Source organism: Mucilaginibacter sp. 5C4 (assembly GCF_034345625.1).
GTDB classification, from domain to species: Bacteria; Bacteroidota; Bacteroidia; order Sphingobacteriales; family Sphingobacteriaceae; genus Mucilaginibacter; species Mucilaginibacter aurantiaciroseus.
In genome coordinates this window covers 4069512-4081906 of sequence record NZ_CP133775.1, presented here as the reverse complement: position 1 = coordinate 4081906, position 12395 = coordinate 4069512, and the positions used below count along the sequence as shown (strand labels likewise).

At 42.4% G+C, this 12395-nt stretch carries 5 protein-coding genes; 4 read left to right on the top strand and 1 reads right to left on the bottom strand.

What is annotated here, in order from left to right; translation table 11 throughout:
* Positions 1-24 precede the first annotated feature (24 nt).
* Positions 25-1773, bottom strand: coding sequence for a glycoside hydrolase family 9 protein (locus tag RHM67_RS19055; RefSeq protein ID WP_322228853.1), 1749 nt, complete (start codon positions 1771-1773; stop codon positions 25-27).
* Positions 1774-1925: 152 nt separating this feature from the next.
* Between RHM67_RS19055 and RHM67_RS19050 the strand changes: the two genes are divergently transcribed.
* From RHM67_RS19050 to RHM67_RS19035, 4 genes are all read left to right on the top strand, one after another.
* Positions 1926-6056: a two-component regulator propeller domain-containing protein gene (locus RHM67_RS19050; RefSeq protein WP_322228852.1), complete on the top strand. Its 4131-nt coding sequence runs from the start codon at positions 1926-1928 to the stop codon at positions 6054-6056.
* A gap of 385 nt (positions 6057-6441) precedes the next feature.
* The gene (locus RHM67_RS19045; protein ID WP_322228851.1) at positions 6442-9609 is read left to right on the top strand and encodes a TonB-dependent receptor; all 3168 of its coding nucleotides are present in this window, start codon (positions 6442-6444) and stop codon (positions 9607-9609) included.
* 18 nt (positions 9610-9627) lie between these two features.
* On the top strand, positions 9628-11217 hold the full coding sequence (locus RHM67_RS19040; protein WP_322228850.1) for a RagB/SusD family nutrient uptake outer membrane protein: 1590 nt from the start codon (positions 9628-9630) through the stop codon (positions 11215-11217).
* A gap of 20 nt (positions 11218-11237) precedes the next feature.
* Positions 11238-12386 carry an IPT/TIG domain-containing protein gene (locus RHM67_RS19035; protein WP_322228848.1) on the top strand — a complete coding sequence of 383 codons (1149 nt, stop codon included), beginning with the start codon at positions 11238-11240 and terminating at the stop codon, positions 12384-12386.
* Positions 12387-12395 lie beyond the last annotated feature (9 nt).

Sequence of the window (12395 nt, the reverse complement as noted above, 5' to 3'; positions counted from 1 at the left end):
GTTTAAATGTGGAATTTATTATTATTATCGACGTCCAAAATCTTTCTGCAGTGCTTCAATAGCGTTAGCCAAATAGGCTACGGGTGCATTCCAATTAATGGCTACTTCATTGACAGCATATGCACGGTCATCGTCTACATACGCTTCATCCGGGGCTATCGATGGTACTTTAACGCCGTCTTGCATGCCGGGGTTAGGGCCGCCTGCCATTAACCCGGGGATAGGCTCAACTATTCCATCAGCTGTAGATGGTCTGTGGTGTGGGTTCATCGTGCTTTTGCTTCCGTAACCTGTTATATAGGAATAGCCCGACCCGTTACGCCCTAAAAGATAGTCGAGGTTAGCTAATGCGCAATTTAGATATCTTTTATCGTGCGTTAGCTGATATGCTTTAATAAGCAATATACCTTGATTAGCCGCATTGCTGTTGCTGCCCCAATTGAAGTTATTAGCTGATTTGCCCATTACTGTTTGATAGGCATTTTTATCTGCGTTAAACGACAGATCTCTTGCGAAATTTAATACCCTTGCTTCAATTTCCAACAAAGGATGGGTATGAGGTTGTTTTTTTATTAAGGAGTAATAGCCCAGTAATTTTACATTACCCCATGCAGGTAACAACATTTTAGGATCATCGCCGGCTATAACGGTTTTTAAATATTCTTCTTTGCCTGTAGTTACATATAGTTCTGATGCAGCCCAAATCAGTTCATCTGCAAAGTATTTATCACCGTAAGCCCCCGTTGTTATTTCGGGTTTAAATTTTTTGTTCATCAGGTCCTGGTCATATATCACGTTTGGATTTTTTAGCGCCCAGGAGTAAGCTTGTAAAGACGCTTTTAAACAAGAATCTGCAAGACCAGGTAACTGATGATGGAATTTTTTTAAGATGCGGGCCGCCTGTGCGGTTACAGCGGCAAAATCAAGCGTCGCAGCTGTGCCTTTTTGAACAACATAACGCGGCTTTACAGCTTTATCTGGCATGATCATCGCATCAAATTTGGTGTTAGTCAATTTATGATAAACACCTCCGTCATTAGGGTCTTGCATAGTAAGCATCCAGCGAAGGTTCCATATAACTTCATCCAGTATATCCGGTAGCTGGTTGTTGCTTTCCGGTATATTAAGTTTTACAGTGTTCATGTAACCAGGAAAATCCTCGTATAATGAAAGTAAGGTTGCAGTACTGATGCCGCTGTTTACGATGTATTTGTTATAATCGCCGGCGTCATACCATCCTCTCCGGCTTGATATTATCGTACCTTCGGGCCTTTTGTTGTTAGCGGCAGAGGCATGGATAAGAACTTTATTGTCGGGATGGCCAGCCGCTCTGTGCCATTTCCCTGCATATTTTTCAGCTAACGGTAATGATGCGCGTTGGTAGTAAAATGCTTTAATGGTAGCATCTGCAACACTTTTATGAATAGATGGCTTGATATTAAACGGATAAGAATATCCCATCAAAGGAATGAAAATGCGATAAGTGCCAGGCGTAACAAATTTAGTAAAATTAGCCACAGCCATTTGCTTTCCAGAAAATGCAGGTTGTGTGTCTAATACTAACCGGCCGGTAAAAACAGATTGCCCCAGACTGGTTTGTAAATAAAATTTACCCGTATCGGCGCTTGTTACTATCGCTTTTTTTTCGGCATCCGGATAGAAACCAACTTGATTTAAACGGATTTTTTGCGCTGACGAATTTGTTTGGGCAATGGATATCAGATAGTTACAGCAAGCCATCAGCGTTAACAGCAATTGTTTATTTGGTCTCATTTTGTTCATATTGTAATTTAATTACAATATGAACAAAAGACTGCTCTTATCGCTGAGTTTTATTTACTATTTACGAATACTATCTCTAAAGATTATTATTGTTAACTTAGGTTACCAATAATAAGTCAGTAATCCCTGTCCATTTTATACGCATGAAAAGGTTTTTTACGATTTTTTTTGTTTTTTACTCTTGCGTGGTGTTTGGGCAAAGCAACGAATTTCAATTCTCTAAATTAGATATCGGTGAAGGCCTGTCGCACAACCAGGTCAATTGTATTTTAAAAGATCATAGTGGCTTTATGTGGTTTGGTACCTTGTCGGGCTTGAGTAAGTACGACGGATATAAATTTAAAATATTTAAGCACGAAGAAAGTGATACGGCGAGCCTGAGTGATGATTTTATAGTAGGCTTAACCGAAGACCCCGACAATAATTTGTGGGTGGAAACAAGAAATGGATTTAATATTTATGATCCGCTTAAAGAAATTTTTAGCCATAACATTGCAGGCGCACTCAAAGCGTTTGGTGTACCATCCCAAAATTTCACAGCGCTAAAAAAGGACAAGGCAGGTAACTTTTGGTTCCTCAACTCATTTAGCGGCATTTATAAATATAATCCCCTTACAAAAAAAACCGAACACATCAGCTATAAACCCGGCGGTAAAACTTCCATTTATAGCAATGCTGTCGCCGACTTGTCTGTAGATGCAAAAGGCAATATCTGGCTGATTTATAATAAAGGGATTTTGGAGCGCCTCGATCCGTTGACACACAAGGTCAATTATCGCAGGCAACTGAGCGAACTGCCAACCGGGCTAAATACCTCTTACAAGGTTTTTATTGACAGGCAAGACGATGTTTGGGCTTATGTGCCAAGTTATTCATCCGGTGTTTATTACTTAAATTCAAATACAACTACTTTTAGGCATTTGGATAAAGACGGCACGCCCTCAGGCCTCAATACCAATGTAATTGCCGCGGTGGTACAAGATGATCATAACAGGATTTGGATAGCTACCGACCATGGAGGGATCAATTTACTTAACAAAGCAGATTTTAAGATCAGGTACCTGCTTAACCGTGAAGACGATGAAAAAACCCTCGGGCAAAATAGCTTAACAACACTTTATAAGGATAACACAGGTATTATTTGGGCAGGTACGTACAAGCGCGGCATTAGTTATTACCACGAGAGTATTATCAAGTTCCCGTTGTATACGCATCATTTGTCTGACCCGGGAAGTTTGAGTTTTAGCGATGTAAACAAGTTTATCGAAGATGATAAGGGTAACCTGTGGTTAGGTACTAACGGCGGGGGTTTAGTTTATTTTAACCGTAAGGACGGCAGTTTTAAACGCTATATGCATGATGCGGCAAACAGTAACAGCCTCACCAATAATGTTATTGTAAACATGTACCTGGATCATGAACAGAAACTTTGGATAGGTACCTATTTTGGCGGGCTTGACAAATTTGACGGTAAAACCTTTACGCATTACCGCCACCGCGATAACGACCCCGGAAGTATTTCTGAAGACAGGATCTGGTCTATCATCGAAGATCGGGATAATAATTTATGGGTGGGGACCCTTGCCGGCGGGCTAAACCTCTTTAACCGAAGTACCAATTCATTTAAGCATTATAAGATGATGGTAGGGTCATCTAATTCAATGCATTCCAGCTATGTCGCCGCCTTGCTTGATGATCGGCACAAAAACCTTTGGATTGTAACATCCTATGGCGTTGATGTGCTTAACCGGCGTACCGAACAATTTATGCATTATGTGCATGATGACAAGGACCCCAACAGTTTAGTAAATAACAACACCAATAATATATTAGAAGACAGTAGCGGGCTTATATGGATAAGTACGCGCGAGGGCATCAGTATATTAAATACTGCTACAGGTAAGTTTAAAAATATTACTAAGCAGGATGGATTGCCGGATAATACCGTAATTGACCTGCGGGAAGATGACGCCCACAATATTTGGGCAAGCACACCCAACGGCCTTTCGAACATTATTGTTGACCGTAAAAGTGCAGGACTGCCTTTGCACTTTATCAACTATAACGAAAAGGATGGCCTACAGGGTAGGGAGTTTACAGCTAATTCCTCTTTTAAAACGCGGGAAGGTGAACTGATATTTGGTGGTGGTAATGGCTTTAATATTTTTAAACCAGCCAGTTTGCGTAACAGTACAAATGCCCCAAAACTGGCCTTTACCGATTTTCAGGTGTTTAACAAAAGCGTAAAGGCTGGTGAAAAGATCTTCGGGAATGTGATTTTGCCAAAAGCCATATCACATAGCGATACCGTTGAACTGAAATATAATGAGAACGTTTTTTCGGTTGAATTTGCCGCCCTCAATTATTTTGACGCGGATAAAGTAAAATATGAGTACATGATGCAGGGGTTCAATAAAAACTGGATCAGTGCCGATAACCTTACCCGTAAAGCTACTTATACCAACTTAGATGCAGGCGATTATACCTTTAAAGTACGCGCTGCTAACCCCGGGTTTTGGAAAAGTAAAGAACTCACACTATACATTAAAATACTGCCCCCATTTTGGAAAACAACGGTTGCGTATATTTTATATGCCTTACTATTTATAGGTATTTTATTATTTATCCGTAGCAGGGGGATCCGCAAACTAAGGCTCGAATTTCTTTTAGAGAAGGAGCGCGAAGAAGCACAGCGGATGCATGATCTTGACCTGATGAAGATCAGGTTTTTTACCAATGTAAGCCATGAATTCCGCACGCCATTGTCGTTAATTATTGCACCGGTAGATAACATTGTTAAGCAAATTGCCGAACCGGGTATAAAAAAGCAGTTGCTTTTGGTGAACCGTAACGCCAAGCGTTTATTAAACCTGGTAAACCAACTGCTCGATTTTAGGAAAATGGAGTACCAGGAGTCAAAGCTCCACAAAACACCGGGAGACATTGTTGAATTTATTCGCGACCTATCTTACTCGTTTACCGATGTTGCCGAGCAGAAACAAATAAGATTTGTATTTGATAGCGAAATAGAAGAATACTACACCAGTTTCGACCATGAAAAGATAGAGCGTATTCTGTTCAACTTGTTATCAAACGCTTATAAATTTACGCATGCAGGCGGGCAGGTAAGCGTATTGTTAAATTTAAAAAGCTACACGGCTGGCGGGGAAAACCAATTTGAGATCAGGGTAATTGATACGGGCATTGGTATCCACCCGGATAAACAGGAAAAGATCTTCGAACCGTTCTTTCAAAATGATATCCCGGGCACAATGCTAAACCAGGGCAGCGGTATCGGCCTGTCAATTGTAAAGGAGTTTGTCCGCTTGCATGCCGGCGAATTAACTGTAGAAAGTGAATTGAACCAGGGGAGTTGTTTTACAGTAATGACCCCTTTACAGGAGTTAAACAAAAATTTATTTACAGATAAATCTGTTCATCTACAGCATTCCGACGAAAATATATCGATAATCAACAACAGGGAAATCCAATTGAGGGATAACCGGGACGGTAAAAAACCGGTTGTGCTTTTGGTTGAAGATAATGATGATTTCAGGTTCTACATCAAAGACAACCTTAAAGACTCTTTCCATATCATCGAAGCTGAAAACGGGAAGCGGGGTTGGCAAAAAGCGCTTGCACAGCACCCAAATTTGATAGTGAGCGACATTACAATGCCGGAGATGAACGGGATTGACCTTTGTATCAAGATAAAAAATGATAAGCGTACATCACATATCCCGGTGATATTGCTTACCGCTGTAGCGGGCGAAGAGCAACAATTAAAAGGTTTAGGAACAGGTGCTACAGATTACATGACCAAACCTTTCAATTTTGAGATCCTGCTTTCTAAGATCCGCAATATTTTATTGCAGCAGGAGCATATGCGTAAAACTTACCAGAAACAGGTTGAAGCGAACCCTACTGAGGTAATAGTGGATTCACCAGACGATGGGTTTATAAAAAAGGTATTAATGTTGATAGACAATAACATCGCTAACCCCAATTTTTCTGTAGAGGAGCTAAGCAACGAAATGTTTGTGAGCCGTTATACGCTGTACAAAAAAATACTGCAGATGACCGGTAAAACACCAAATGAACTGGTTAGGCAAATGCGGTTAAAACGCGCAGCGCAGTTGTTAGAAACCGGCCATTTAACTATTTCACAGATCTGTAATAAGGTTGGGTTTAAAAGCCAAAAATATTTTGTTAAAACCTTTAAGGCCGAATATGATATGGTGCCATCCAGGTATGCTGAAACACATCAACAATAATTTGATTTGCATATTAATATCGGGTGCATTTGTAAATTCCGGGGATAGGTCCGTCAATATTTTGTATTAATAAACTCCGCACATCTATTATAACTAACTATAAACCAGTCTTTTAAATTCTGGTTGACATTTGTGCCCCTATTTATCCACAACAGGATAATAAATACACCATAATTTTATCTCCGAACCAAATGGCGGCGCACCGGTATTCTTTTGCCTTTGTGACCACATTACCAATTTTAACCAATTTATTGTAAACACATTCGAAACTGTTAAACAGCAAGTGCAGAGGTCAGCGTGATCCTGGCATAGCCGTGCAATTTTTTGAATATGCTGCAAAGAACCAATCAAAACCAATATAAAATTATAAACCAACAAAATCATTATGGGAAAAATTCTACGATCAGTATTACTTTTTGCCTCCTTTTTTATTTGCGTAACTACCATGGCGCAAACAGGGGGTGTGGTAATAAAAGGAACAGTAACAGATGAAAAAGGGGTAACCCTGCCGGGAGTTACGGTATCTGTTAAAGATGGACAGGTTAGTGCGCTTACCAATGTAGATGGTAAGTATAGTATAACTGTGCCACAACAAGGCCGGATACTTGTATTCAGTTTTATAGGTATGCAACGCCGGGAAATTACTATAGGCGGCCAAACACAGGTTAACGTACAGTTGCAGTCGTCTACAACCGCTTTAACAGATGTTAATGTGGTTGCTATTGGTTACGGTTCGCAGCGCAGGCAGGATGTAAATGGCGCTATATCATCTGTAAAAGCGGCAGATATTGCTAACATACCACAAGCCAGTATCGATCAGTTATTGCAGGGTAAAGCCGCAGGTGTTACCGTGACACAAAATACGGGTGCGCCGGGTAGCCAAACTTCAGTACATATCCGGGGTATTTCTACATTCAATTCGGGCGAGCCTTTATACGTTATTGATGGTGTACCTATCTCCGGCGCTGCCAACGCCAATGGCGGTACCGCGCTAAATGCTAATAATGGTGCAAATTCGCCAAGCCCGCTTGCATTGCTTAATCCTAACGATATCGAGTCATTAGATATATTGAAAGATGCATCCGCAGCAGCTATTTATGGTAACAGGGCGGCTAATGGTGTAATTATCATTACTACAAAAAAAGGCCGTAGTGGTACTGCCCGGATAAATTATGATGGTTATGCAGGTTTTCAGCAGCCACAAAAATTTTTGAAGTTGATGAATTTGCCGCAATATGCGAACCTGCAAAATTCATTGGCTGATGCTTATGGTACAGGCCGCCGCGGCGAATTTGCCGACCCAAGCCTGTTGGGTAAAGGTACCGACTGGCAACGCGCTATTTTCCGTACTGCTTATCAGCAAAGCCATCAGTTGTCAATCTCTGGCGGGAAAGACGGGCTAACATATTACCTGTCCGGCGGATATTTTGATCAGGATGGCATCGCCATCGGTTCAAACTTTAAACGTTACTCGTTCCGTAGTAATGTAGACGCGCAGGTAAACAACTGGTTTAAGGTTGGCTTAACCGTATCGGGCAGCAAATCGAACGAAAATATCATATACAGCGATAACGGCGGTATCATCTACAATGCATTGTTACAGGCACCTGATGTGGCCATATACAACGCCGATGGCACATTTGCAGGCCCGCCAAATACACCGGATGCTGTTGCTGGTATCTTAAACCCTGTTCAGCAGGCAACAAGTATTTCTAATATCCTTAACCGTAGCAACCTAAACGGAAACCTTTATGCGGATATTAGATTTATAAAGGACCTTACCCTGAGAACAGAGATAGGTGGGGACTTTGGGTTTTCTAACAATAATATTTTCACACCAAGTTACTCGTATGGTAGGTTCATCAATCCTACGGCTACCCTTCGCAAGCAACAGAACACCAATAGCTATTACAATTATAAAGAGTACCTGACATATAATCATACTTTCGCGCAAAAGCACAGCTTAACCGCGTTATTAGGTTACGAGGTATCATCATCAAGATGGGGCTACACGCAGCAAAGTATTTCGGGTTTCCTAACCAACTCGTTGGGCAGTAATGTACCTACAGAGAATTTAGGTACTGCTACAACCGCTGTGATAGATGAGCGCAAAAGTGCGCCGCATAACCTGGAGTCGGTATTTGGGCGTGCTATTTATACGTTCAACAACAGGTATAGTCTTACAGCTACCTTGCGTACAGATGTGTCATCCAACTTTGCGCCGGGCCATCAACGCGGTTATTTCCCATCATTCGCGGCATCATGGCGTTTATCTGATGAGGACTTTTTCAAACCCATTAAAAGTGTTGCCGATAACGTGAAGATCCGTTTAGGTTACGGTCAGCTGGGTAACGAGGCCATCCCGCCTTATTCATTCGGTTCGCAGCTAAACCCAACCATTACGGGTTTAGGTACAGGCTTTTTGGTGGCAAGGATCCCCAATGCTGATCTTACCTGGCAGCACCAGATAGAGTACAACGCAGGTATTGATTTTAGCTTGTTCAATTACCGTATTGAAGGTTCATTCGATTATTTTCAGCGTAAAGCAAGTAAGTTCCTGTTTCAGTTGCCGTTGCCAGCTTACGTAGTAGGCGGCCCGGATTATTTGGGCGGCGTCGCCTCGCCATTTATTAACTCAGGGGGTATCACTAATACAGGTTTCGATATTACTATCAACACCCGTAATATCGTATCAAAGGATTTTAAATGGAGCAGTACTTTTATATTCTCTCATTATAAAAACAGGGTAACGTCTTTAGCTAATGGTTTGCAACAGCTTGTTCAAAGTGTAACCAACGGGTTCTTAAGCTTGCCAATTACCCGCACAGTAGTGGGCGGCCCTCTTGGAGAGTTTTACGGCTACAAGGTTAAAGGCGTATTTAAAACTGATGAACAGTTAAGGAACGCGCCCGTGCAATTTGGCTACCCGGTATCTAACGACCCAAACCTTGGTAATAAAAGGACATGGTTAGGCGATGTGCAGTATCAAGACCTTAATGGTGATAACGTTATTGATGCTAAGGATCAAACTTCGTTGGGTAGTCCGCAGCCTACGTTTACTTATGGTTTTACAAACAATTTCAGTTACAAAGCTTTTGACCTGGGCATATTTTTGCAGGGTTCGCAAGGCGGGCAGATCCTGAACCTGCTTGACCGCACCTTAGGCGGCCTGGCAAACCTTTACCAGAACCAGTACGCATCACAGGCGAATTTCTGGAGCCCTACAAACCCAACGTCTGACATCCCAGCACCAAGGGCGGGTACAGATAATGCTAACCTTCAAATTTCAGACAGGTTTATCCATAGTGCTTCTTACCTAAGGATCCAGAATGTGAGCATAGGTTACAATTTCCCGGTTAGCCTGATCAAGCATGTTAAGCTTGCACGTTTAAAAGTGTATGCCAGCGGCCAAAACCTGTACACATTTACCAAGTACAACGGTTACGACCCGGAGATCGGCCTACAAAACCAAAACCCGCTATTAGCTAACGTTGACATCGGTAGGTACCCATCTGCCCGCACCATCACGTTTGGTATTAACGCCCAGTTTTAACCTATAAATAAGAATAAAATGAAAAGACATATAAAATATATAGCAGGCGTAGTGGTAATGATGTTAGTTACTGCAACAAGCTGCAAAAAAGATTTTTTTAATAAGGCACCCGAAGATGCGATAACGCTGGATAACTTTTATCAAACAGCAGAGCAGGTGCAGTCAAGCACTAATGGTTTGTACAATAATGTTTGGTTCAGCTGGAATAATAAAGCATCATGGGCAATAACAGAAATTGCAAGCGGCAACGCGCGGTCTTATTCAAGTGATGTTGTGGCTTTCGGCAACTTCTCTGCAACGGGTGATAATACCGAGATCTCTAACGCGTGGACATCTTTGTTCACCGTAATTGCGCAGTCAAATGCACTCATCAATAATCTGCCATCGAAAGTGCCGGCATCTGTACCATCAGCAACAACTAACAATGCGCTTGGCGAAGCACACTTTATGCGCGCAGCTGCCTATTTCTATTTGGTTAGGTTATTTGGCCCGGTTCCAATTATCGAGAACAGCTTGGATTATGTGAATAATTTCCAGATCAACACTAACACCGTTGTAGATGTATACAAGTTTATTGAGAATGACCTGAAATTTGCTGAAGCGAATTGCACTCCAATGGTAAGAAGTGGATCATCTGTAGCGCAAGGCCACGTGTCAAGCGGTTCGGCAACGGCAATGCTTTCAAAAGTTTACCTGTATGAACAAAAGTATGCTGATGCACGCGCATCAGCCGAAAAGGTGATTAGCAGCGGCGAGTTTAAATTATACGGATTGGACATTGCCGGCAAAACCTATAACAACCTGTTTGTTACCGCTAACAACAATAACGAGGAGTCTGTTGCTGCATTACAATGGGCTGCCGGTGCTCCATATGGTCACGGTAACTCTTTGCAGGCATATTTCGCTATCAATTCTATCATAACCGGTACGGGTGATGGATATTCTGTAATTGGCCCCACTATAGATCTTCAGAATGCCTATGAGCCGGGTGATATTAGGAAACACGGTACGATCATGTTAGCGGGGGATAAGTATCCTGAACTAAACCAGGCTGCCGGTGGCTTTACCGTACCTGCAGATGTTAATGCACAAGGCACCAAAGCGGGCATTAAAAAATATGTTACCGGTACACCGGCTGATAATGGCGGTAAAGGTGCCTCGCAGTCTACAGGTAACAACACTTACATTATGCGTTATGCCGATGTTTTGTTAATTGAGGCAGAAGCCGTACTGGCCGGTGCAACAACTACAAGCGACCCGGCTGCGTTGGTTCCGTTTAATAAAGTAAGGGCACGTGCAGGGCTTAACCCTTTACCTGCTGTAACTAAAAATGATATCTATCACGAACGACGTATAGAATTTGCTATCGAGGGCGATTATTGGTTTGATTTGGGCCGTTTAGATGGCTTTAATGTTGCATCGCATCCGCTGGCTGCTGTTATAATTGGCAAACAGGAACGTGGAACCTACAGTAACGATACGCCACCGGTAGTGTATTCCCAAAAGATACCGATCAGTTCAAGTGGTTTCCTGTTCCCGTACCCAACTACAGAGGTTGCGGCTAATCCGAAACTGAACGAAACACCGGTACCATACACGTTTAAATAAAAAACCAGATTTAAAAGAAGATGAAAAATTCAAAAATATATTATGGGATATTGGCTGTACTAATGATAATTGGTATTGCATCCTGTAAAAAAGATAGTCAGGAGCAGGGTGGTAAAGGCGCGCCGGTAATCACCAGGGTACGTACTGTAAGCAAAGCGGATACGATAGTCGGTGTTGAGCACCGCATAACGCTCGATTCGAGCAGCGTTTATGATGATCATACAGTTGTTGCATCCGATTCGACCGTTACTAACGGGAAATTAAACAATCAATACGCCATCCTTGGCGAAAACCTGCTAACCACTAACGCGGTATTATTCAACGGTGCATCGGTTTATTTTAACCCCGCGCTGATTACCGATAAAGTGATTATCATCACCATACCTGATGGTACGCCATTTGGCCCAAGCCAAAGCAATAAATTAACCGTTGTTACCAAATATGGCAAGGTTGATTTCGATTTTAGCATCCAGCAGCCACCGCCATCCGTTACCAATTTTAATCCGCTTGCGGCGGGTTCGGGTGATATTGTAACCATTAATGGTAAAATATTTAACGGTGTTACAGGTGTGAAATTTGATGACGTGCCTGCCGAGATCGTTGGCACTCCAACAAATACCCAGATCCGGGTTAAGGTTCCTGCGGGTGTGGTGCAGTCGTATATTTATGTTACCACACCGGGTGGTACAGCTAAATCGGTATCTTCATTTGGGTTTAAATACATTATTTATGACGATGTACTATCAGCAGGATGGGGCGGCCAGGGAAGCGGTGGTTACGACGGCTATGGCAGTACTAGAAAATATAACAGCACCGAGCACCCTAAACGCGGCGCTAATGCCATTGCAGTAACAGTTGATAACGGCTATGGAGCTTTACAATTAGGTTACGGTGGCGCTACGTTAAACGTTACCACAGCAGGGCTAAAATCTCTTAAATTCTCTATCTACGGTGGCGCAGGTTTCAAAGCAGGCGACAGGGTACAGGTTGTAATAAATGGTAACTATGGTAAGGCTTACCCGGTAGAAGTAACCGTAGGTGCTTATACGGATTATACCATTAAGCTGAGTGACCTGGGCGACCCCGCAACAATTAGCGAAATAACTTTCCAAACATTAGGCGTTGCCGCACCCGGCACCTTCTATGTTGATGACCTTGGGTTTATTTAGTACTGGTTA

Excerpts from the sequence above, each read along its gene's own strand:
- RHM67_RS19055 (WP_322228853.1), bottom strand. The coding sequence starts at position 1,773 with ATGAGACCAAATAAACAATTGCTGTTAACGCTGATGGCTTGCTGTAAC.
- RHM67_RS19035 (WP_322228848.1), top strand. The coding sequence starts at position 11,238 with ATGAAAAATTCAAAAATATATTATGGGATATTGGCTGTACTAATGATA.
- RHM67_RS19040 (WP_322228850.1), top strand. The coding sequence starts at position 9,628 with ATGAAAAGACATATAAAATATATAGCAGGCGTAGTGGTAATGATGTTA.
- RHM67_RS19050 (WP_322228852.1), top strand. The coding sequence starts at position 1,926 with ATGAAAAGGTTTTTTACGATTTTTTTTGTTTTTTACTCTTGCGTGGTG.
- RHM67_RS19045 (WP_322228851.1), top strand. The coding sequence starts at position 6,442 with ATGGGAAAAATTCTACGATCAGTATTACTTTTTGCCTCCTTTTTTATT.